The sequence below is a fragment of the Bacillus sp. AR2-1 genome (assembly GCF_008368755.1).
GTDB lineage: Bacteria > Bacillota > Bacilli > Bacillales > Bacillaceae_G > Bacillus_A > Bacillus_A wiedmannii.
The window spans coordinates 123,682-147,729 of sequence record NZ_QORY01000018.1 but is presented as its reverse complement, the minus strand read 5'-3'; the positions used below and the strand labels follow the sequence as shown (position 1 = coordinate 147,729).

The 24,048-nt window shown below is 35.3% G+C and carries 23 protein-coding genes; 7 read left to right on the top strand and 16 right to left on the bottom strand.

Annotated elements, in window-relative coordinates:
- Positions 1-9: 9 nt before the first annotated feature.
- Positions 10-807 carry a YfkD famly protein gene (locus DT250_RS21425; protein WP_088061643.1) on the bottom strand — a complete coding sequence of 266 codons (798 nt, stop codon included), beginning with the start codon at positions 805-807 and terminating at the stop codon, positions 10-12.
- Between the two features lie 81 nt (positions 808-888).
- Complete coding sequence (gene cax, locus DT250_RS21420; protein WP_142291666.1) at positions 889-1,944, bottom strand: calcium/proton exchanger; 1,056 nt, start codon at positions 1,942-1,944, stop codon at positions 889-891.
- Positions 1,945-2,123: 179 nt separating this feature from the next.
- Between cax and DT250_RS21415 the strand changes: the two genes are divergently transcribed.
- From DT250_RS21415 to DT250_RS21405, 3 genes are all read left to right on the top strand, one after another.
- A complete protein-coding gene (locus DT250_RS21415) occupies positions 2,124-2,540 on the top strand; it encodes a pyridoxamine 5'-phosphate oxidase family protein (RefSeq protein WP_000550224.1) in 417 nt (138 codons plus the stop codon).
- A gap of 154 nt (positions 2,541-2,694) precedes the next feature.
- Positions 2,695-2,841, top strand: coding sequence for a BH0509 family protein (locus tag DT250_RS21410; RefSeq protein ID WP_000817786.1), 147 nt, complete (start codon positions 2,695-2,697; stop codon positions 2,839-2,841).
- 144 nt (positions 2,842-2,985) lie between these two features.
- Positions 2,986-3,414 carry an EamA family transporter gene (locus tag DT250_RS21405; protein ID WP_000100307.1) on the top strand — a complete coding sequence of 143 codons (429 nt, stop codon included), beginning with the start codon at positions 2,986-2,988 and terminating at the stop codon, positions 3,412-3,414.
- A gap of 8 nt (positions 3,415-3,422) precedes the next feature.
- Here the strand turns inward: DT250_RS21405 and DT250_RS21400 are convergent, their stop codons facing one another.
- Complete coding sequence (locus DT250_RS21400) at positions 3,423-4,019, bottom strand: DedA family protein (RefSeq protein WP_046953695.1); 597 nt, start codon at positions 4,017-4,019, stop codon at positions 3,423-3,425.
- Positions 4,020-4,493: 474 nt separating this feature from the next.
- Between DT250_RS21400 and DT250_RS21395 the strand changes: the two genes are divergently transcribed.
- Complete coding sequence (locus DT250_RS21395; RefSeq protein WP_149213692.1) at positions 4,494-7,256, top strand: tetratricopeptide repeat protein; 2,763 nt, start codon at positions 4,494-4,496, stop codon at positions 7,254-7,256.
- Positions 7,257-7,298: 42 nt separating this feature from the next.
- Here DT250_RS21395 and lepB read toward each other — a convergent pair whose 3' ends face one another.
- The 3 genes from lepB to DT250_RS21380 all read right to left on the bottom strand — a co-directional run bounded on the left by lepB (position 7,299) and on the right by DT250_RS21380 (position 9,807).
- Positions 7,299-7,835: a signal peptidase I gene (lepB, locus tag DT250_RS21390; RefSeq protein ID WP_087982334.1), complete on the bottom strand. Its 537-nt coding sequence runs from the start codon at positions 7,833-7,835 to the stop codon at positions 7,299-7,301.
- 218 nt (positions 7,836-8,053) lie between these two features.
- Positions 8,054-8,734, bottom strand: a complete 681-nt coding sequence (locus DT250_RS21385) for a lysoplasmalogenase (RefSeq protein WP_149213691.1) — start codon at positions 8,732-8,734, stop codon at positions 8,054-8,056.
- 122 nt (positions 8,735-8,856) lie between these two features.
- Complete coding sequence (locus DT250_RS21380) at positions 8,857-9,807, bottom strand: DMT family transporter (protein WP_149213690.1); 951 nt, start codon at positions 9,805-9,807, stop codon at positions 8,857-8,859.
- 268 nt (positions 9,808-10,075) lie between these two features.
- Between DT250_RS21380 and DT250_RS21375 the strand changes: the two genes are divergently transcribed.
- The gene (locus tag DT250_RS21375) at positions 10,076-12,001 is read left to right on the top strand and encodes a heavy metal translocating P-type ATPase (RefSeq protein ID WP_149213689.1); all 1,926 of its coding nucleotides are present in this window, start codon (positions 10,076-10,078) and stop codon (positions 11,999-12,001) included.
- Positions 12,002-12,187: 186 nt separating this feature from the next.
- On the opposite strand, the gene DT250_RS21370 is transcribed toward DT250_RS21375, so the two are convergent.
- Genes DT250_RS21370 through DT250_RS21360 form a run of 3 tightly spaced genes read right to left on the bottom strand, consistent with a single transcriptional unit; the run spans position 12,188 to position 14,097 of the window.
- Complete coding sequence (locus tag DT250_RS21370) at positions 12,188-13,057, bottom strand: YihY/virulence factor BrkB family protein (RefSeq protein WP_001226530.1); 870 nt, start codon at positions 13,055-13,057, stop codon at positions 12,188-12,190.
- A gap of 6 nt (positions 13,058-13,063) precedes the next feature.
- The gene (locus DT250_RS21365; RefSeq protein ID WP_001085384.1) at positions 13,064-13,579 is read right to left on the bottom strand and encodes a DUF4075 domain-containing protein; all 516 of its coding nucleotides are present in this window, start codon (positions 13,577-13,579) and stop codon (positions 13,064-13,066) included.
- A gap of 53 nt (positions 13,580-13,632) precedes the next feature.
- Positions 13,633-14,097, bottom strand: a complete 465-nt coding sequence (locus tag DT250_RS21360) for a low molecular weight protein-tyrosine-phosphatase (protein ID WP_000250910.1) — start codon at positions 14,095-14,097, stop codon at positions 13,633-13,635.
- Between the two features lie 173 nt (positions 14,098-14,270).
- Here DT250_RS21360 and DT250_RS21355 point away from each other — a divergent pair, with 173 nt between their 5' ends.
- Together DT250_RS21355 and DT250_RS21350 are read left to right on the top strand one after the other, a co-directional pair.
- Positions 14,271-14,495 (top strand): DUF1128 domain-containing protein, encoded by a 225-nt coding sequence (locus tag DT250_RS21355; protein WP_000366197.1) that lies wholly within the window; start codon positions 14,271-14,273, stop codon positions 14,493-14,495.
- A gap of 193 nt (positions 14,496-14,688) precedes the next feature.
- The gene (locus DT250_RS21350; protein ID WP_149213688.1) at positions 14,689-17,355 is read left to right on the top strand and encodes a cation-translocating P-type ATPase; all 2,667 of its coding nucleotides are present in this window, start codon (positions 14,689-14,691) and stop codon (positions 17,353-17,355) included.
- 82 nt (positions 17,356-17,437) lie between these two features.
- On the opposite strand, the gene DT250_RS21345 is transcribed toward DT250_RS21350, so the two are convergent.
- The 7 genes from DT250_RS21345 to DT250_RS21315 form a co-directional block, all read right to left on the bottom strand.
- Positions 17,438-18,520, bottom strand: coding sequence for a toxic anion resistance protein (locus DT250_RS21345; RefSeq protein ID WP_001064402.1), 1,083 nt, complete (start codon positions 18,518-18,520; stop codon positions 17,438-17,440).
- Between the two features lie 18 nt (positions 18,521-18,538).
- The gene (locus tag DT250_RS21340) at positions 18,539-20,170 is read right to left on the bottom strand and encodes a YceG family protein (protein WP_000492830.1); all 1,632 of its coding nucleotides are present in this window, start codon (positions 20,168-20,170) and stop codon (positions 18,539-18,541) included.
- Positions 20,171-20,280: 110 nt separating this feature from the next.
- Positions 20,281-21,072 (bottom strand): TerC family protein, encoded by a 792-nt coding sequence (locus tag DT250_RS21335; RefSeq protein WP_000025692.1) that lies wholly within the window; start codon positions 21,070-21,072, stop codon positions 20,281-20,283.
- 73 nt (positions 21,073-21,145) lie between these two features.
- A complete protein-coding gene (locus DT250_RS21330; RefSeq protein ID WP_000236650.1) occupies positions 21,146-21,724 on the bottom strand; it encodes a TerD family protein in 579 nt (192 codons plus the stop codon).
- Positions 21,725-21,806: 82 nt separating this feature from the next.
- The gene (locus tag DT250_RS21325; RefSeq protein WP_000146727.1) at positions 21,807-22,391 is read right to left on the bottom strand and encodes a TerD family protein; all 585 of its coding nucleotides are present in this window, start codon (positions 22,389-22,391) and stop codon (positions 21,807-21,809) included.
- A 26-nt stretch (positions 22,392-22,417) separates the two neighbouring features.
- Positions 22,418-23,011 (bottom strand): TerD family protein, encoded by a 594-nt coding sequence (locus tag DT250_RS21320; RefSeq protein WP_001121585.1) that lies wholly within the window; start codon positions 23,009-23,011, stop codon positions 22,418-22,420.
- Between the two features lie 137 nt (positions 23,012-23,148).
- The gene (locus tag DT250_RS21315) at positions 23,149-24,018 is read right to left on the bottom strand and encodes an ROK family protein (protein WP_088609560.1); all 870 of its coding nucleotides are present in this window, start codon (positions 24,016-24,018) and stop codon (positions 23,149-23,151) included.
- Between the last annotated feature and the right edge of the window lie 30 nt (positions 24,019-24,048).

The following is a 24,048-nucleotide window of genomic DNA, read 5'->3' as shown; positions in this document are numbered from 1 at the left end:
TTTTTCATATTATTGCGAGTGAGAAGAAGAAATGAATTTAAAATACAAATGATCATGAATTGGAATAGCAGCTCCGATTCCTTGTGAGGTAATATTTTTTACTACAAGCCTCTTTTGATTTCCTTTTAACACAAGGTACACTTCTCCAAATGTTACTTTTCCTTTTTCATTTACTGCTGGTGTATAAGCGTATAAATATCCAAGTTGACTCGGACTAATATTATACACACGCTCATGTCCAGTACCATAACCAATGGTCGTTTTAAATGCAAGTGGCAATTGTACTTTTTCAAGTGCTTTGAGAAGCATCATTTTTTTCACATCCGCAGTATTTTTCATATCTGCTGTTAAATCACCTTCAACCGTCTTTTGCGTTTCTTGCTTATAGCGTAGCGGATATAAGCGATCTCCTCCGCGATTATCGTACACATTGCGATTTACTTGTTTATATTCCCAATTAATCGACGTATCAACCGATTCATAATTTAAAGCCCATTGACCTAGATAAATCTTCGCTCGGTACCCTACCGCAAGCGGCGCATTCGAAATTGTCGTTTCATTAAACATTCGAATTAAGTCCGGATTTTCAATTTTAATATTTGCTGTTTTCAATAGTTCTTGAGCAAACTTACTCGGTTGTAAGCGCGGCAAATCTTGCGCATCATTTGGAAACGTATTGTCTTTAGAAATATTTAAAACAGATGAAGGCATTTTTGTTTCTACCGTTGTCTTTGCAAAACTCATGTTAGGAAATAATAGAATAAACGAGACCATAGTTGAAAGACATATGCTGTATACTCGTTTCACCTGTCTGGCTCCTTCCTATGTAAAGGTATATATACTACTTTGTTTATTGTTTTCTCTCAATACAATTGTTATGCCTATTTTTCATAATAAATAAAAACCAATTCCCATAATGACATACGCCGCTAATAAAGTACCGCCTTCAAACCAATTTGTATCTCCATCATTTGAAATCGCAATCGTTAAGAAAACAGCTGTAATCATAGAAACAAGTTCTGGTATTGTAAATACTAAAGGCATCCTTTGTGCAAGGAACATAGAAAGCAGTACTAATACAGGAGCAACAAACATGGCAATTTGCAACGTAGAACCGACTGCAATTTCAACTGCAATATTTACTTTATTTTTATACGCCATAATAATTGCAGATGCATGTTCCGCTGCATTCCCAACAATTGCAACGATAATAACCCCTATAAATAACTCTGACCAACCAAATGACTTTGCAACTGTCTCAAATGTATGCACAAGCGCCTCTGACACATAAGCGACCGCAATTGTCGCTATTGCTAAAATGAGTAGCGCTTTACCTTTCGACCACTCTGGTTCTTCCTCATGAGCTACTTCATCCGTTTTATGTTGATATACACCACGATGCGTAACGAGCTTAAATAGCAGTGCAGCAAGGTACATAATAATCATAATGATAGAAACACCGATACTTAATTGATACGTCTTCCCAGCATCCATCTTCATTGAAAAAATCTCTGGAATAACAAAAGCTACTACTACCGCAAAGATTAATAAAGCTGAATTATGCCTTGCATCATATACATTAAAACTTTGTCTTTTGTATTTAAGCCCTCCTATAAAGAAGGATAGCCCTCCTACTAATAATAAATTCCCAAGTACAGAACCCGTTAAAGAGGCTAATACAACCTCAATTAATCCCGCCTGAAGTGCAAAAATCGAAATAATTAGTTCAACAGCATTACCAAAAGTAGCATTTAATAATCCGCCTATTCTAGGTCCAGAGACAATTGCCAAACTTTCTGTCGCTCTCCCCATAAAACCCGCTAAGGCGATAATAGTAATGCAATACACAGCGAACATAATTGTTTGAGGCCAATGAAGCATTTTTCCAAGTACAGAAAGTGGTACCCCGATCAGCGCTACTATAAGAAATATTTTATTAAACATGCTTTTCATCCTTCCATCGTATGTATTTCTCCTCGATATTATTATTATTCTTCTCCTAACTTGTCCGATTTCATCACAATTACGTTTAAAAAATCGGATTGAAGAAAACAGTATAAAAGATATTTAAATTATCTTGTTTAAACGGAGAAAACAATAAATTATGAACAGGGGTTAAAAGCATGCATTTAAAAGAAAAAATTGAAACTATTATTTGCGGTCAACGAACTGGTGTATTATCTACTGTACGTGAAAATAAACCTCATAGTACCTTTATGATGTTTTTCCACGAAGATTTTGTGTTATATGTTGCAACAGATCGGAAATCAAAAAAGATAACAGATATCGAAAACAATCCAAATGTACATGTACTACTTGGACGTGAAGGAAAAAAATTAGATGAAGATTATATTGAAGTTGAAGGCTTAGCCTCCATCGAGGAAGACTCCACATTAAAAAACAAGTTTTGGAATAATAGCTTAAAACGCTGGTTACTTGGTCCTGAAGACCCTAATTACGTATTAATAAAAATCAATCCCGACACAATTTATTACATCGATGGTGCTGGTACGACGGAGCCCGAGTTTTTACGACTATAAAATAAAACAAGCCCCCTTTAGGTGGGCTTGTTTTGTCGAAAAGTTCTTCTGAAAAAAACAATAAAATAGGTGGAACTTTCTAAAGATTCTGTTATATAATAGCAGTAACTTAAATAAACTGTATTAAAACAGATTGAGAGGAGAAATCAAATTGATGAAAAGAGAAGAACGCAAAAACATGATTGAGTTTATTGAAAAGAAAAAAGGGATTGAGCGTGATGAATTATTGTTTATGACAGACGATGAAGTAGAACATATTTATAATGTAACGTACTTTTTGTATGAAGAAATTGCAGAGTAGTATAATAATCCCCACCTTATTAGAAATATAAGGTGGGGATTATTTCGTTATTTGCGGAGCGGTAAAATCCCACTGATTAAAGTTTCGCTTTATACGTGAGAATGGTTTTCATGTATAATAATGTAAGATTGGAGGAATTTTACTATGAGTTCATGGCTCTTATTCGCACTATTATCAGCAATCGCTGCTGCCCTTGTATCTATTTTCGGAAAGATTGGTTTAGATGGAATCGATGCCAATGTTGCAACAACGGTTCGTTCTATTATTATGGCATTATTTATGGTGGGCGTTATTATTATCCAAGGTAAATTTCAAAATATCGGCGACGTACTGCTAAATAAAAAAGCACTGCTCTTTATCACATTAAGTGGGGTTGCAGGTGCTTCGTCATGGCTATTTTATTTTCTTGCCCTTAAAACAGGGAAAGTTTCACAAGTGGCTCCTGTCGATAAATTAAGCGTCGTATTTTCTATCATCCTCGCGATGATTATACTCGGTGAAAAGTTAAACTTTATGACTGGCGTTGGTGTAGTCTTTATTACAGCTGGTGTATTATTTATTGCTTTCAGCTAAAAAAACCGCTAATAGCGGTTTTTCTTTTTCTTTATATAAAACCATACAATACATGTAACAACTACTGAAATGAATAAAATCCATACTCCGTAATGATGTAGGCTATACTCAACGAAACGCCACTTCTCTCCTAACTTCCAACCAAGTCCAATAAAAACACTTATCCAAATAAGCGCACCACCGTAAGCGTACAAACAAAAACGCCAAAGTGTTAAATTCGACATCCCAGCAAAATATGCTGTTAAATGACGTACTCCCGGGATAAAGTAACCAATCATTAAAAGAAATGGTCCATATTTTTCAAATAAAATATGCGTTTTTTCAATGTGATGTTCTTTAATTCTAATCTTCGGTCCATATTTTTTTAAAACAGGGAGTCCAAGTTTTAAACCTAATATGTAGCTTAATGTAATACCTAACATCGCACCAGCCATCCCGCTTAAAAAAGCAGCAGTTCCTGACATAACTCCTTTAGAAACATTATAACCAACGAAGGTCAATAAAAACTCGTCTGGTATCGGTAATCCAACAATTCCACCGGCCAACGCTATAATAATTCCAAAATACCCATAATGCGCGATTAACTCGCCAATATGTTGTTCCATTCGGAAAACACATCCTATGCACGATCGTTATTCCACATTGTGCCCTTTCTATCTTTCAGACAAACATGGTATACATATTCACTATACATTGTTTTTATAATGAACTCTACTTCTATCCATTCCTTTAGCAGGAAGAAAGTGAACCATTAATCAGTGGTGATTTGTTCATCCTCACTAATTTTTAGCACACACCAATTGTGCGCCCGACTCCCTCCTACTTCCCTTGTATTCACCGCTTTTTAAAGTGCTAGTCTTATTATCTGTAAATAGTGGGATTAAAAAATAAAAATTCATATGCTTGTTTTTTTGTTACAATAAAGGAAAGTTACTTTTCGCAACGGTTTAACTCTCAGGAAAAATGATATATCTAGCAAAAACATAGTTTGGTCGATATAATGCAACTTCTACCTATTAAAAGAACATACACCCTTTACATACAACATCATTTTTCTAAATTATACAGGGGGAACGAACATGACCATTGAAAATCAATTTATCCAAAAGGTTTACTATAAAACATTTTTAACAGAAGAAACTTCTACTCCAGTATCAGAAGTACTCGGTGAAGCATATATAAATGAATCTACAAATGAATTCTCCAACATTTCTAATATCCGCTTTGCTCAAGGTGAATTTTATTACCAAAATAAAGACTTTGAAGCAGCGATATTTAAATGGGAGAAAGTAAATAACGAACTTGCACTTTGGGCAACCAAAAATATTGCAGATTCTTATTTTGAACTAGGATTCTTGCCAAAAGCAGAAGAGATTTATCAATCTATTCAAACGGAAGATACAACTCTTACAATGGAAGTTTCCTTACAACTTCTTTCTCTGTACATCGAACAAGATCGTTTAGGTCTAGCATTTAAGACGATTAGTGAGGCCGTTGCATTTCAACCTGACTATCCTAATATTGCTGCAATTGCTCGCTCATTCTATGAAAAACAAGAAGATTGGAATAATGCTATCGAACTTGCCGTTCAAGAAGGAATTCGAACAAAATCGTTACACTGGTTCGATACTTTAATCAATTATGTGAATCAAGGATTCACGAAACAAATCAAACCAGAATATTTCTATGAATCTTTAAAAGCATTATATGCAATTGATCAAGTCCAATTTAAAGAACTTGTTATTGCGCTTTGGAACAGCTATCAAAATGAAAACTTGCATCTACCTTGGATTCAAACAATAAATCATTTATTCTTACATATTGAAACAGACAACAATGACGATTGGCATGAAATTGTTGAACGCTATCAAGATACGTACTTTGAGTTAATTACTGGTGAGCATTTCATGCATGAAATGCAGGGACTTGTACCAGATTTATTAACCAATTGGTTTAGTTTAACGAAAGCAAAAGATGCCCTATTTGTCTCTGCTGCAGTGTTAGCATGGAATGAAGTTTCACCTACAACTTTAGAGTCATTACTCGTAAAAAGTGCGGGAGCCCTACTTTCTAATTCAACAGCTGAAACAAATGTAAATATGGAAACAGTTTCTCATTTATTCGAAACAATTGCTGTATGGGCTGAAAAAAACGATGTGGATTTAAGTCATCAATTTACGTTACTCGTTCACGAACTGTGTGATTTAAATGTTACACAATTACTAATAGCGGGAACTAGTGACCAGGATAAATCATCATTCATCAATTCTATACTAGGAGAGAACATCTTAACTGAGACTGTAACAACTCCTATTCTATTTAAAGATGATAGCCAAACTGAAATAACAGAATTCACTGCGTTAGATGTACACAATATACCTAGCTTTGATGAATTCCATCAAAGAATGGCTACACCTTCCGAATCAGAACTTGAGAAAAAATGTATAGAAATTAAGTTACCAAGTAGATTTTTAAGAAAAAATAAATTTGCATTTCTTGTTACGCCACCTGTTCAAGGGCAAGTGGATAAAAATAGCTCATATTTTGAATACTTACAAGCAGCAGATAGCCTTATTTACGTATTAAATTCTTCTTCACCATTACATGGTGAAGAACTTGATACATTACTTTATTTACGTGAACAAGTGCCAAATTTACAAATTCATTTCGTATTACACACAAATAATACGACCAATAACGAAAAACTAATGAGTAAAATTAAAGTCCATTTCCCAAATGCACAGTTCTTCCCATACTCTCCTTCACAAGAGAGTAGCCAGCAACTTGGAGACGTGACAGAGTCTATTCTTTCTAATCTAGCAGAACGTAACATGGAACAAGAACGTATAGAAAAACTAATATGGTTTACTCAAAAGACAATCGCATACCTTGTAAATGAACGTGTGGAGTTAGAAAATACATTAGTGAAATCCGTACGCTGGAATAAACATATCTCAGTTAAATTAAATGGATTTATTAACAACCTTACTGCTCTTGAAAAAGATAAAATTCGTTCTATTACAGAATCTTATCTTTTAACGAAAGAAGAAATCACACGAGATATCCATTCTCAAATTCCTGAATTATTACAGAGTTGTTCTGACCTCGTTCAAGAAGATAGCGACTTCAAATTAGTTCATGAAGAATTAAATACTGCGATGAACGAACGAGTTCAAAAACATGTACAACAAGTGCTTCTTCCTAAATTTACTGGTTCTATTCAGGAATGGATTGAAACAGCTCATAATGAATTTATTCAAGCTCAATCTTATTTAGATGAAATGAGTGAAACGTTTAATAAATTATATAAAGAAGAACGCATGAAACTTCCTTGTGATTTCAAATTACTAGATGACTGGCATCGAGATGTTGTACGCATGACAAATAGAATTACAGTAACGAACATCAATATTTTATTACGCTTTACACCGACACAATTTTTCTTAAAAAGTGCGGGAAAACTATTTGGTAACATGCAAAAAAATCAGTCTATGCTCGCAAACAAATATAAACAATACATCGAAACGGAAGACTATACGGAAATTGCTCAAACAATCTCAAAACAATTCTTCCTTCAATTTGAAGTATTTGAAGGCGCATTAGAACGAGATATCATGATGTTCTTTAAAGATCCACTTAGCATATTGAAACAAAATGTAGAAGCAGCTCAACTTGAAATACAGGAAGACGAGCAAACATTAGCAACATTAAGAAGCAACCCAGAAACTTATCACGATCCGTTAGCATTCTTTAAACTGCAACTATTGCAACACAAATTCGTTTTAAGTACAAACAAAAACAATGAAGACGTCTATGAATTTAATGAGTCTCCTACGATTTAACATAAAAAACCAAGCAAATTTCAGTTTGCTTGGTTTTTTACTTTAATTCATTATTTTCATATGTTCAAATGGATAATAAATTGCCGCTAATTCTCCTAATACATCTTCTCTATCAATAAGTCCTAAACCATTTCTACTATCTCTGCTTATTAAGCGATTATCTCCCATAACAAAAATCTTATTTTTAGGAATTGTAATCGGTCCAAAGTCCTCTGTTAAATTCATAAGTTTTTTTTCAGCTTGTTTTTTATTACTATACAAATACGCTTCCTGTGTCACTTCATGATTCACATATAATTGATCATTTCTCACCTCGATTACATCGCCAGGCAAACCAATAACCCTTTTCACATAAAAATTATCCGTCTTCACAACAATAATATCTTCTCTCCCATAACTTTCAAACTGCTTTGCTAACTTATTAACAATCAGCTTATCCCCATCTTGTAACGTCGGCTTCATGGACGCTCCTTTTACAGTCGTAGGAAAAAACACAAAAATTTTCGCTAAAAACACTAACAAACATGCAATTGCAATTGTTCCAAAGAATTCACGCAAACGTTTTTTCTTTTGCATCATTCCACCATCTCATCATCTTTTTACTTTTATTATAAGGAATTCAACTGTAAAATTTCCACAAAATTCTGAATTATAAAATTGTAATATTACAAACTTAAAAATAACATCCTCATAAATTTATTATTTTTATATACCATAATCTATATTTATCTCACTATTTGCGAACAGTAAAAAAGATACCCTCAAAATAGTCTATCCACTATTTTGAGAGTATCTTTTTATATTCCCACATATACAATACACATTTGAGCCGCTACATATGTAAACCAAATCCAAAGTGGTTCATACTTTAATTTGCGTCCTCCAATATCTGTCACGCCTATAATAAAATCAGAAATCACAAATAGTAAACCACCAAAAGCCGGTATCCACCATATTCCTATATTCTCATAGTATAGGGCGAATGCAAAGCAAGCCATTCCTCCAACCCACAATCCGTAAATTAGAGCTCCTATCGTAAACAATTTATCTTGTTTATCATTTCGTATAAAAAAGAACCATCCTATAATTAGAAAGAGTCCGTATACGAGTAAACCAATCCAAAAACCATTCCATGAGATGCCTGTTTGCAAAAATGCTTTTACATAAAAACAATGCGCAAGGGCAAAAGTAATCATACCTCCAATTAATCGATGACCAATTGGAATCAAACCTGCCATAAATAAATCTCCTACAGTTGATAATGTCATACCTAGTGCAACCCACGTACTATACGCTACTGATGGATCTTGTAACCATATCCAAATTGCACTTGCTGTTAAAGAAAAACTAAGAATAAGACGCACCGCTAAAGGTAACGGCATATTATTTCTTGTTTTTTTTGTCTGTCCTATTGCGTACATTGCACCAATTAAAAAAAGAATGATTTGTCCAATTAACACCATGTAAAGTAGATTCATAACATGTTCTCCTCAATAAATGCTTTTTGTATCTTTTTTCGTTACACCTAGTCTATTATCCTTTTTCTATATAAAAAAAGAAGAACAGTACTGTTCTTCCATTGTAATCGTTTTCCTGTTATCTATGCTACTTGTTTTTCGTTCGCCCTTTTCTGCTTAGCTGTCGTCCGATTCACCACGATAATTCCCGCGGCTACACATGCCAAACCGAATAATACAAATGAATGAATTGCTTCTCCTAAAATCATGCTCGATAATAACACACCAAATACGGGTATAAAGAACATGTACATTGATACTTTTCCAACCTTGTTATACTTCATAATTGTATTCCAAATGCAAAAGCCTGCTGCGGATAAGAAAGATAAGTAGAGAAGCATAAGTATTGCATGTACACTAAATGTAAATGGCATGGCTCCAACTTGCAAAACCCCTATACATAATAGCCCGATAGAACCAAAAATCATTTGGTATGCTGTCATATAGCCAACATCTAATGTTTTGCTACCTTCTTTCGCCAATATGTTTCCATATGAATACAACATTGCTGCACTAAGAAGTAATAAGCTACCGATTCCGAAATGGAATGACAAACTACCATCACTCGGTACATTTACTAAAATGACACCACAAAAGCCAATAGAGACCCCAATTATTTTTCTCATATTGAGAGCGTCATCTTTATATAAAAAGTGAGCGAGTAAAATTTGAAAGAATGATGATGTTCCTGAAATGATAGCTCCTTCAATGCCAGAACTATAACTCATTCCAATATAAAAACATATATATTGAAGAAATGTTTGAAATAAACCAATTTGTACTAACTGTTTCCCCGTTCCTTTTTTGAAGCTCATATCTTTTCCTAACACTTTAAAGAATAATAAGAGCATGACTCCAGATAAAAAGAAACGATAACCAGCAAATAATATTTGCTCCCCAACTTCTTGTGGCTGAATTCCAAGTTCAGCATAACTTAATTTAATAAATGGGAATGCGCTCCCCCATAAAAAGGTCGCTACTATTGCAGCAATTAGTACGCCAATCGGATGGGTAAAAAATTTCTCTGTCTTCACTTGTTGTCTTCCTTTCCGATCTTTATATGAACAATATTCATATATACCAAAGGAAGTGTGAAAACACAAGTTTTCAGTTTATACGCAAACAAAACATATCATCTAACGAAAACATATGATATACTATAGAATAATTACAACATAATAACTATTAAAATCAGATTCAACAGAAATGCTGCTATCCATTATGGATGGCAGCTTTCGTCGTTTTATAGGGGTTTCGATTTTGATTCTTTTTCTCAATAAGAATTTGGAAGGAGCGAGTAGAATGAACTCAGAAGTAAAAACATTACAAGTACAAAAGTCTATTTCTCATCCCTCTTTATGGGATACATTAAAGAAACATCATGAACTTATATTTGCAATCGCATCTGGTATTTTCATTTTAGCTGGTTGGTTATTCACAAAGAACGATGCAATGAATGTAGGCATTACTTGCTATATCCTTGCTTATATAGTTGGTGGATATGCAAAAGCGAAAGAAGGTATTGAAGATACCATTGAAGAGAAAGAGCTAAATGTCGAAATGCTCATGCTCTTCGCTGCTATCGGTGCTGCAATCATTGGCTACTGGGCAGAAGGCGCGATTTTAATCTTTATCTTTGCACTGAGCGGTGCGATGGAGTCTTATACATTAAGTAAAAGTCAAAAAGAAATTTCAGCGCTTTTTGATTTACAACCTGAAGAAGCATTACGTATTTCAAATGGAACCGAAGAACGTGTTCCTGTTGGACGATTACAAATTAACGACATTATTTTAATTAAGCCAGGTGAGCGCGTTCCTGCTGACGGTACGATTCATAACGGTGAAACAAATATCGATGAAGCAGCAATTACTGGGGAACCTATTCCAAATGAAAAAAAATATGGCGATGAAGTATTTGCCGGTACTGTAAATTTACGCGGTGCTATCGAAGTTAAAATTACGAAGCCGAGCGATCAAACATTATTCCAAAAGATTATCCGTCTCGTCCAAAGTGCACAAAGTGAAAAATCACCATCACAACTATTCATCGAAAAGTTTGAAGGAACATACGTAAAAGGTGTACTACTCGTTGTTGCGCTTATGATGTTCGTCCCTCATTTCTTACTTGACTGGAGCTGGAATGAAACGTTTTATCGCGCTATGATCTTACTTGTAGTCGCATCTCCTTGTGCACTCGTTGCTGCCATTACACCAGCAACGTTATCTGCAATTTCTAACGGAGCAAGAAATGGAATTCTCTTTAAAGGTGGCATACATTTAGAACGCCTCGCTTCAGTAAAAGCAATCGCTTTTGATAAAACAGGTACATTAACACAAGGAAAACCTACCGTAACAGATGTATATGTTCGAGAAAATATGACCGAAAAAGAAGTACTTTCTATTACAGCAGCAATTGAAAGTCACTCAACACATCCTTTAGCTGAATCTATTGTTAAATATGCACAACATGCGCATGACATTACATTAAAAAAACCAGAAAATGTTGAAGATGTAACTGGTTTTGGGCTAAAAGGAATACTCGAAAACAAAGCTTATAAAATAGGTAAAGCTGATTTTATCGGTGAAGAAACAAAGACATTTCATAATGGTATTTCTGCCTCACTTGAAAAAGAAGGTAAAACTGTCGTTTATATTAGTGATGAAGAAGGCATTCTTGGACTTATCGCTTTAAAAGATACACTTCGCCAAGAAACAATAGCTGCTATTCGCGAATTACAAAGCATCGGTGTCGAGGCAATTATGATTACTGGAGATAATGAAGAAACGGCAAAAGCTATTGCCTCTGAAAGTAATATAAAAGAATATTACGCATCATGCTTACCAGAAACAAAAGTTGAAACGATTAAAAAGCTAAAGGAAAAATACGGGACAGTAGCAATGGTCGGAGATGGTATAAATGATGCCCCTGCACTCGCTACTGCTAGCATTGGTGTAGCAATGGGAGAAGGAACAGACGTAGCTTTAGAAACTGCAGACGTTGTACTTATGAAAAACGAATTATCTCGACTTTCTCAAGCGATCCGCTTATCAAAACGAATGAATCGTATTGTAAAGCAAAACGTAATCTTTTCACTAGCTGTAATTGCAATGCTGATTTGTTCAAACTTCTTGCAATTTTTAGCTCTTCCATTCGGTGTTATTGGGCATGAAGGAAGTACAATTCTTGTCATTTTGAATGGCTTACGATTATTAAAAGGAAACAAATAAGAAACGGGTCCCTCATAGAGGACCCGTTTTTTTTAATGGTAGCTATTATGCCCGTTCGCACTCCCACTCGTTTTATGCTTTGGATGCGAACTACTCTTTTGTTTATTGTTATTTTTATTGTTGTGATTCTTTTTATTATTACTCATGAAATATCCCCCCTGTTCTCTATTATTATGGAACAAGAGCTCACTTTTCATTACGGGAATTATTGTCACCCGTCCTATAATGATGGAGTAAACCATTAATTTCACCGCCAAGTAAAATGACCCATCCAGTCAAATAAAACCATAACATTAAAATAATAATACCACCGAGACCACCATATGTATTGGCGTAATTCGCAAACTTATCTACATAATAAGCAAATGAGTACGATACCACAATCCATCCTACAGTAGCAAATGTTGCTCCTGAAATGACTTCTCTTCTTTTTAACTTTCGATCTGGTGCAAATGTATATAAAAAACTAAACAATGCAAATAGCACGAAAAAACTCGCTACTAATCGCGTAATACTCCACACGTAAGAAAAACTATCCGATAACCCAATTGCTTTAAATACCGCTGCTCCAATGACTTGTCCAAACACTGGAACAATTAGCGCAAACACAATCATAAAAATAATCGCTAATGTAAACACAATGGATAAAGCTCTCGTTTTAATAAAGGAACGTGTTTCTGTTACATCATACGCACGATTAAAAGCATTCATAACCGCATTTACCCCGTTTGAAGCAAACCATAGCATTGATAATAAACCAAATGATAATAAACCACCATTTTGCTCATTTACAACTTTATCAACGTTTACTTCAATTAAAGACATTGCATCTTCGGGTACGTACGGTTCTAATAAGTTGAGCACACTTTCTGTTTGAAGGTCAATGAATCCAAGAAGCGTAATTAAGAAAACAAGCCCAGGAAAAATCGCAAGCAAGAAGAAATAAGCGAGCTGTGCTGCCAAGCCCGCTACATCATCGCGCATCGTCCGGTCATACAAATCTTTACCAAACGAATAAGTACGATTTCTTCTCACCTTTTCTAAAATTTTTCTCATATATATTTAAACGCTTTTCTTCTCTTCTTTATCTTGCTTCAACTCAATGTACGCTTCAGTTTTTTTTTCCTCTACATTTGAGTCTTTCATAAATAGTTCACGCGCTTCTTTCATACCGCCCTCTTCAGCAACTATTGGCTCTTCTTCTGCTTTCAGCTCATCTACCTTTGAAGATACAGCTTGAATTTCAATCGTTTCTGGCTTCTCTGCTGGCTCAACCTTTTTCTTACTAAAAATTTCTTTCGTTTCTTTTAACGTCTCTACAACAGACGGCGTCAATTTTTTAATTTCTGCTACTTTCGCTTTTACTACATTGAAGTCAGCGAGTTCGCGTCCTTTATCTGTAACAGTTTGCACTTTTTCTTTTATCTTCGCATTTTCACCGATTTCAATCATCTTTGTTTTTGCTTTTTCCGCAGTATTTTTTACTTTTTCACGGTTTTCCTTCTTCAACATAGATACAGCCACACCTGCAGCTACACCAATCGCAATGTTTCGAGCAATATTATTTTTCTTTGCCATATTCCTTCACCCTTTCATTTCTTATGTTAGAAAGTATTTCTTTCTAAGCTTCCTCATATTCCTTGTTCATTTCGAATGAAAGCTAATAGCTTTGCACACCCTTCTGTTACAAGGTCATATACTTCTTGGAAATTCCCTGTATAGTAAGGGTCGGGAACGTCTGTCCAGCCACCGTCTGGAACAAAATCGGACAGTCTACCAATATAGCCTCCAGTTTTACCTAAACTTTTTAAATCTGCTATATTCTTGTTGTCCATGGCAATAATATAATCAAACTTTGTTAAGTCTTCTTTTTCTACTTGCCTTGCTTTAATTCCTTCAAAAGTGACTGCATTTTCTTTTAAAATTTTTTGTGTTCCTTTATGTGGCGGATGGCCAACATGCCAATCTCCAGTTCCTGCAGAATCAATGACAATTTTCTCCTCGAGTCCCTCTTTTACGACAAGATCTCGAAAAATTGCTTCTGCCATCGGTGAACGGCAAATGTTCCCAAGACAAACAAACAATACTTGAACCATATTTTTGTTCTTCCCTTCTTGGTGCATTTCTTTATATATACTTATAGTATAAACAACCAATTATTAATTATAAAGGAAATCCCTACTAATTTAATAGGATTGAAAAGATTCATTAACGAAAATGATAAAAAATGTTAAGATATCCTTATGTTATTTTAAAGGGGGACACTTCGGTGGATTTATCCGTAAAGTCAGAAGAAAACGTTGAATATATGGTCGAAGCTATTAAAGAAAAATTACGTATGGTTAATGCTGGAGCGATGAGAGCTGCTAGCTTTAATGAAGAAATGTACGAAGACTTACGTGACATTTATGAGCATGTTATGAAACGTGAAACATTCAGCATCAGTGAAATGCAAGCTATTACAGAAGAATTAGGTACATTAATTAAAAAGTAAAAAAAGCCTCGTTTATATGAGGCTTTTTTTTATTTCCAACAAATTCATGACAACTCTTCTCTTTCCCTCAACCAACTGTAAAATACTGTACAATGGAAGTAGAACCTCACCTTAGATTTTTTCTCCATACATACTACTCACAAATAATAGCAACACTACCATTGCTAACTGTTTTTACTGGAGGTGCTTACTTATGAGCAATTGGTACAGTAAGACGAAAGATCAAACATTAATCGACTTAGAAACAAACGAACAACACGGTTTAACAGATGAAATCGTAAATGAACGTTTAAAGCAATACGGTTCTAATGAATTAGCTACAAAACAAAAACGCACGTTATGGCAGCGTATTTTCGCCCAAATTAATGACGTCCTCGTATATGTCCTTATTATTGCTGCCCTTATTTCTGCCTTTGTAGGTGAATGGGCTGATGCAAGTATTATCGCGCTCGTTGTAGTTTTAAACGCTGTTATCGGTGTCATCCAAGAATCGAAAGCAGAACAAGCTTTAGAGGCATTGAAAAAGATGGCGACACCTAAAGCTATCGTCAAGCGAGATGGTGAACTAAAAGAAATTCCATCTGAACAAGTCGTTCCAGGTGATATTGTCATGCTGGATGCAGGACGTTATATCCCATGTGATTTACGGCTTATCGAAACCGCAAATTTGAAAGTTGAAGAATCTGCTCTAACTGGTGAATCCGTTCCTGTTGATAAAGATGCAATTTACCACCCTTCTATGCAAAGCGATGAGCAAGTACCACTGGGCGATCAAAAAAATATGGCCTTTATGTCGACACTAGTAACATATGGGCGCGGAGTCGGTGTCGCTGTTGAAACGGGAATGAACTCACAAATTGGTAAGATTGCTACCCTTTTACATGAAGCCGACGATGATATGACACCACTTCAAAAGAGCTTAGCACAAGTCGGAAAGTATTTAGGCTTTGTCGCTGTATCTATTTGCGTCATTATGTTTATCATCGGTTTTTTACAAGGACGAGATACTTTAGAAATGTTTATGACTGCTATTAGTTTAGCCGTTGCAGCTATTCCAGAAGGCTTGCCGGCTATCGTTTCCATCGTTCTTGCAATTGGTGTGCAGCGAATGATTAAACAAAATGTTATCATTCGTAAACTACCAGCTGTCGAAGCTCTCGGTTCTGTCACAATTATTTGTTCAGATAAAACAGGTACGTTAACGCAAAATAAAATGACCGTTACTCACTTTTATAGTGATAACACATACGACCACTTAGAAAATTTAAATGCAAATAATGATGCGCAACGTCTATTGTTAGAAAATATGGTGCTATGCAACGATGCGTCTTACGGTTCCGATTCACAAACAGGGGACCCTACAGAAATCGCCCTTCTTGTTGCCGGAAACACTTTTAACATGCAAAAAGATCATTTAGAAAAGATACATGAACGCGTTAACGAGCTGCCTTTCGATTCAGATCGTAAAATGATGTCAACCGTTCATACATACGATGAAAGCTACTATAGCATGACAAAAGGTGCTATTGATAAACTCTTACCTCGATGTACCCACATATTTAAAAACGGTAAAATCGAGGTTCTAACAGATGCTGATAAAAATCAAATATTAGAAGCTGCCGGGGCAATGTCTCAAGAGGCTTTAAGAGTACTTTCATTTGCATTTAAACAATACAATTCAAACGATGTGGTTATAGATCATCTTGAAGAAAATCTCATCTTTATTGGTCTTGTCGGTATGATTGATCCACCGCGAACTGAAGTAAAAGATTCAATTACAGAATGTAAAAAAGCCGGTATTCGCACAGTTATGATTACTGGTGACCATAAAGATACCGCCTTTGCAATTGCCAAAGAACTTGGCATTGCTGAAGACATATCTGAAATTATGATTGGAACTGAATTAGATAACATTTCAGATACAGAGCTAGCAAGCAAAATTGATCACTTAAATGTATTCGCTAGGGTCTCTCCAGAGCATAAAGTAAAGATTGTAAAAGCATTACGTGCAAAAGGAAATATCGTTTCTATGACTGGTGATGGTGTCAATGATGCTCCATCTTTAAAGCAGGCTGATGTTGGCGTAGCGATGGGCATTACAGGAACAGACGTTGCAAAAGGGGCAGCGGATGTAGTGTTAACAGATGATAATTTCTCATCTATAGTGAAAGCTGTTGAGGAAGGTAGAAATATTTATCGTAACATAAAAAAATCAATTCTCTTTCTACTCTCTTGTAACTTTGGAGAAATTATCGCTTTATTTTTAGCTATTTTACTCGGTTGGGCAACTCCACTACGACCTATTCACATTTTGTGGGTCAATTTGATTACAGATACACTGCCTGCATTATCACTTGGGGTTGACCCTGAAGATCCAGATGTGATGAAGGAAAAACCACGACATGCGAAAGAAAGCTTATTTAGTGGTAGCGTTCCTTTTCTTATTTTCAATGGAGTTGTCATTGGACTTTTAACGCTAACAGCCTTTATCATCGGGGCAAAATTCTATACCGGAGATACAAATTTATTTCCTCTTTTCCCAGAGAAAATTGATGAAGATGCTCTATTACACGCTCAAACAATGGCATTTGTCGTTCTTAGTTTTTCTCAGCTCGTTCATTCATTTAACTTGCGTTCAAGAACGAAATCCATTTTTTCAATTGGGATCTTTACAAATAAATATTTAGTCTTCTCCCTTCTTATCGGTGTTCTTATGCAAGTGTGTATTATCTCCATCCCACCTCTTGCAAATATATTCGGTGTACATGCATTAACGATGCGAGATTGGGGATTTGTTCTCTTCTTAAGTATCATTCCACTTGTTTTGAATGAGATCATTAAATTAGTAAAGAGAAACTAAAAGGCAATGAGGATTATTCCTCATTGCCTTTTCATTTATTTCACTATTTGTGGGAGATGTCCCCGCTGATTAAAGTTTCACTTTACCCTTGTAATTCTTTTTTTATGTTCTCAGTTAATGTAGCCATACGTTTGCGGCTTTCTTCACGCTCACGTTTATTTTGTTCTTCAATTTGTTGCGTTTCTTGCATACCTCTTGAAATAATGTTCCAAGTTTCCTCAAGTGTTTCCATCTTAATACTAGAAGAACCTGATAATCTCGCTACTTCCACACTTTGCGTTGCGATATTTTGTGCATTTTTCTTAAGTAATTCATTTGTGCGGCGATCAAGTTCAGCCATAGAATCTGCAACAAGCTTTTGACGTTTCGCATTTACCGCTTGAATAATACCATTTTTAAAGATAGGAATCGTTGTAATAAATGCTGTATTGATTTTACCAATTAATTTATTATTACCACGTTGAACCATACGAATTTGTGGTGCTGTAAGTAGCGCAACCATACGTGCTTTTTCTAAATCATCAATACGCTGCTCTAAAATTTCAACAGAGTTTTTCAGTGATTCTAATTCAATACCTGCTAATTGGTCATTGTTACGCACACGCTCTTCGTACATTGGAACCAACTCTGTATTTAAACGCTCTAATAACATTTCCCCTGCTACTACATACTTTTCTAAGTCTAAATAATATTTCAAATTTTGCTCATATAAACCATCTAACGTACCGATTGATTTTTTCATTTCATCTTGATACTTTGTAATTTCTACGTATACTTTATCCATTTCGCGACCCATTGTTTGGTACTTACTAAAGATCTGTTCAATCATTTTATCAGCTTTTTTGAACATACGTGAGAAGAAACCGCTTTTCTCTTCCGCAAAGTCTTTGCTATCGAATCTGTCCATAATTTTACCAAGCTGTTTTAATAATTCTCCAGAGTCTTCTATTTTTGATAAAGACATTGTATGTAAAATTTGATCAGCGAAACGTGAAATTTCCATAGATGGTTCTTTTCCAAGCTCGATTAATTCTAACTGATCTTTAATATCTACTGCATTATAAATACGTTGTACTTCTGCATCTTGTCTAAGTTGTAAACGAACATCTTGTGCCGTTTGCTCATTTAATTCTGTTTTCGAATCTAGTATGACTGGGTTATTCATATGGTATTCTCCCTTTCCTTATAAAAATGGACGAAATAGTCCTTTTATTGTTTGTGATAAATTTTTATAGGCTGATGAACCATGAAACTCAAGATCGAAATTAACTTCTTCAAGCCAATGGGAATCAAATGCTCCTGCTTCAATATACGGTTCGATATCGTTTCTTCCCGTTGGATTGAAATGGAATACATCTACTCCAATTTGATTTAAAAATAGTAATAAAACAGCATCTGAACGGCTTAATTCTCCGCTCTTCTCATTATTAAATATAACAATTTTCGGTACTTCTTGCGAGTAATCAAATTTCTCAAGTTGCTCTAAAATGTTCGGCGGTATTTGAGAAAGCTGTGCGAAAACATACAGTGCTACATCTTGTTTCGTCTCTTTCGCAATGGGTTTACACATTTCACTTTCGCACGTATGGATGATCGCCTCTGCAATACCATGTTGCAATCCTTCTGGCAAACGTTTATGTGGCCACCAATGACTGTTCATAATTAAATCAGGGTGTAATTTCCCCCCGCGGTCTAACGCATCTCGGTAATGATATTGGAAATTCGCTTTTTGTTCTTTCGTAAACGGAAATGTATTAATTAATAAACTGTTATCAAATGATGTAATAGCCTTTAATCGCTGAAAATATTCTTTATCATTTTTTGAGACACCTGATATTTTCGCAAATAAAGAAGGGATATAAATGTGTTTATTTTCAACAAAGAATGTTGGACGCACAAATGCCTTTTCTTTCGTAATTAAAAAGAGTTCATCATACGTTGTTTTGAGCGTACGAGCTACAGGCGTATAGGAACGAAATTGCCATGGCTTGTACAGCAGTGAGTTATCGTGGTGAAGTACTTGTTCAATTTCTTTTGAAGCCTGATACGCTACTGTCGCAACTCGCTCACGGCGGCGATCTGGAAATGGCTCAAGAGAAATGCGACCTGGATGAGACACAACAAAACTTCTTCCTTCCTCATCAACATTCTCAAATCCATCTTTTCCTTCTGGGTGATAATAAAGTACATCGCAACCGAGCATAATAAGAAAGTATAAGAAATATATACGGCTTTCCTGTGCATCACCGTACCAAATAATGCGCGGCATTTGTTTCTTATAATTAATCGTAGAGAACCACTTCGCTACGTAATTGTCACTTAACTTAATCATATCGATTAAGAAACGACGGAACCCTTCTGTTTTTAATGATTGGTTATGTTGTTTTTCATACAATTTCAATACAGAAATAAACGTCGTATGTATATAATGCTGTAAGTCAGGATTGTCTACTTGTGGTAATAGTTGTTTTCCAGACAGATGGGCGACAAGCCTATTTACTGTAAGGCCATTCGGTGCTTCTTGATGTAATGTAAAAACCTCTTGAATATGGCGCAGTTTTTCGGGATCAATCACCTTATTTAAATTTTGTTCATGCAAAACCACGATCCCTTTCACTTCGCTATAATCAAATAGCTCATTGAAATATTCATCTACATCATTAGGAACACCAAGAATACGAGTTGCTATATAACTAAACTTCATCTCATTCTCTGTCAGTTCATATTGTGGGCGTTTTTCTAAAAGCGCTTCAAATTGCTTTAAATCTGATTCGTCTTTTAATGCACATGGTTGAAGTGTAAAACGTGAAAACACAACAGTTCACCTCCAAAAACATTTACTTTTTTTATAAAGTCTCTCTTCTATTATAAACTATTTTTAGTTATAAAAAATGGGCGCTCGCATAACGAGCAAACCCATTTCAATTATTTATGATTATTTTTAGTAGCTGCAACTTCTTCTTTAGCTTGTCCAGAATTCTTCATGTAGTGAAGTATAAACGTTGCTCCAAATGCTACAACTAAAATGATAAAGAATAGCATATGACTTATTTCAATATGAATAACAGACAGTAACATTTTTGCTGCAATAATTAAGATTAAAATATATGCTGTCGTTTCAAGTTCTGGAATACGCTCTAACAATTTTAAGAATACACCAGCGATACCACGCATCATTAAAATACCGAGCATTCCACCTAATAATAGAATCCAAACTTCATTTGATACACCAAATGCAGCAAGTACGCTATCTACAGAGAACGCGATATCCATTAATTCAACCATCGCAACTGTTCCCCAGAAGACGCCAAACATTCTGAAGAGAATACTGTTTTGGTTCATACCATGAGCTTCCTCTTCTTCTGCATTACCTTTTCTTTTATCAATGAAGTATTTAATTGAAAGCCAAGCTAAGTAAAGTGCACCTAACACTTTTACCCAAGCTAATTTAATTAAGAACATTCCAATTCCAATCGCAATAAATCGGAATACATAAGCTCCAATAAGTCCATAGAATAATGCCTTTTTACGTTTTTCTTCCGGAAGGTGTTTTACCATTACTGCTAATACAAGTGCATTATCAGCAGATAACAAACCTTCAAGTACAACAAGTGTACCTATTAATCCCCAAGATACTGGATCTTGCAACACTTTAATCCACATGTCCAAGTCGAAAAACTGAGCATACGTATCAAGGATCCCTTGCAAAATACTCATCTTACCTTTATCCCCTATTCTTTGCTAGATTTATAGAAAGGTCAAAAAAAGGAAACGAATATCGTTTCCCTTCTTATGCATCCAAGCCATACGCTCTTACAAGCGCACCTAAGCCACCTTGGAAACCGCTTCCTACTGCATTAAACTTCCACTGTCCATTATGACGGTATAATTCACAAAAGACAACTGCTGTTTCAATGGAGAAATCTTCCCCTAAATCAAAACGAAGAACTTCTTCACTAGTTTCTTCATTCGCTAAACGAACGAATGCGTTTCCAACTTGTCCAAAGTTTTGATTACGGCCTTCTCCATCATAAATTGTAACTGTAATAGCAATTTTGTGCACATCTGCCGGAACTTTCTTTAAGTCCACAACAAGTTGTTCATCATCGCCTTCACCTTCACCTGTCCGGTTATCCCCTGTATGCAGAACAGATCCACAAGGAGACTGTAAATTATTATAGAAAATAAAATCGGTTTCCTTCGTACATTTTCCGTTCGCATCTAATAGGAATGCTGATGCATCTAAATCGAAATCTGATCCACCGTCATAAGATTTAATATCCCATCCAAGACCAATTACTGCTTTTGTTAAGCCAGGGCTTGTCTTACCTAAATCAATCTTCTGTCCTTTTTGCAATTGAATAACCATTTATATTCACCTCTATATTTTATATCTTTAAAAATATATCCATCAGTAAACACCTGTTTCACCGATGGATATATAAAATCTATTACTCTACATCTAAACCGAAATTATTACATAGAGATGCTAATCCGCCCTGGAACCCACTTCCGATTGCATTGAACTTCCAGTCACCTGCATGACGGTATAATTCCCCTACTACAACAGCTGTTTCAATAGAGAAATCTTCTCCTAAATCGTAACGAATTAACTCTGCATTCTTTTCTTCATCTAAAATACGTACGAAAGAGTTAGAAACTTGTCCGAAGTTTTGGCTACGACCTTCTCCATCGTAAATTGTGATTGAGAAACAAATACGTTCGATATGTGCAGGTACATTTTTTAAATCTACTTTAATCGATTCGTCATCGCCTTCACCTTCACCAGTTCGGTTATCTCCTAAATGCTCGACAGCACCATTCGCACCTTTTGGATTATTATAGAAGACGAAATCCTCTGCACCTGAAACTTTACCGTTAGCACCTACTAAGAAAATACTAACATCTAAATCGAAATCGTTTTGTCCGTCATAACGATTCGTATCCCAACCAAGTCCTACAAGAACTTTTGAAAGACCTGGATTTGTTTTTGTTAAGTCTACCTTTTGTCCTTTTTTCAATGAAATTGATGCCATATTCAATTCCTCCTCGGTTTATTTTATTAATAACGTGATACAATCTCACTTAAGTTTTTATCTTGTGTGCCTTCTCCAACAGCTGAAAACTTCCATTCACTTCCGTGGCGATACATTTCACCTGCAATTAGAGTCGTTTTGCCAGCATAATTATCCGATAAATTATAGCGTGCTAATTCTTCACCAGTTTGCGGGTTTTGAATACGAATATATGCATTACGAATCATCCCGAAATCTTGACGACGATTTACACAGTCATAAATATTTACAACGAATACTAAACGATTAATACGGCTTGGAACTTTATGTAATTCTACGAAAATTGTTTCGTCGTCACCAGCGCCTTCACCTGTTAAATTATCTCCTGAATGAATAATACTACCACAAGTAGAAAGTTTGTTTCCGAAGTAAACTAAATCGTTTTTGTTTAAAAAGCGATCCCCTTCTAACATAACAACAGATGCATCACAATCTACATTTGGTTTACTTCCAAATAATGAAGACAGAAACCCACCTGATTGTCCAATTGGATCCCAGCCTAAGCCAACCTGTAGTTTTGCTACTTTTGGTTGTCCTTTCGTTAAATCGATCTTTTGACCTTTTTCTAAAATAATAGGCATGAAGTTTCTTCCTTTCTACAAAGCATTTTCCAAATCGGAAAATATTGTATTCTCCCCTTATATTGTAGCATTATTTACCTAGTGATAAAAAGGATAAATTCTCAGTTATATGAAAACATTCATATAACTTATTTATGCTAATGTAAGAAGTGGTAAATAGCACCAACCATTCCTGCGCAATTTCCGTTTTGTGCAAGTTCAATCTCACAATTATTATAAATCTCTTTATTTAAATATTTTTCTACCTCTCCTTTTACTTCTTTTAAGAACTGCTTTCCCCTATCAGTAATTCCTCCACCTATAACAATCATTTCTGGATTAAAAATATAAGCAAGGTTACTAATTCCAATCGCTAAATGTTTAAAGAAAACCTCAACTGCTTGCGTAACTTCTCTATCTCCTTTATCATACAGTTCGAAAATCGTTTTTCCATTCCAATCACTTTCACCTTTATATTTTCGCACAAGACAAATTAACCCTGAAATGGAAGCGACCTCTTCAAACGGCCTTCCTTCTATCAACATATTTCCCCATTCGCCAGCACTAAACGAATGCCCTCTATATAAATCTCCATCTATAAAAATTGCTCCTCCAATACCAGTTCCAAGAGTAAGCATAATAAAATTTCTTTTTCGGTTTCCAATACCTTTCCATTTCTCTCCCAAAGCTGCACAATTCACATCATTTTCAATGGACACAGGAACTTGTAATACCCTTTGCAATCTATCAATAATAGGAATAGTCGCGTAGTTCGGAATATGCTCCACCCCTCCCGTTACAACCCCTTTATGAATATTAACAATTCCCGCAGTACTAATACCAATTCCCGAAATCGTATGCTCATTCATTAATTTTTTGGATAGAAGAATAAGTTTTTGAATGATTTGTTCCCCGCCCAAATGAATTTCTGTTGAAACTGTTTTATGCTTTAATACCGTCCCTGTTTCTGAAACAATCCCATATTTAATTTGCGTACCACCAATATCAAATGCAATATATTCTTTCATCTGCTGTCACTTCCTCTACTGTAATGAGTG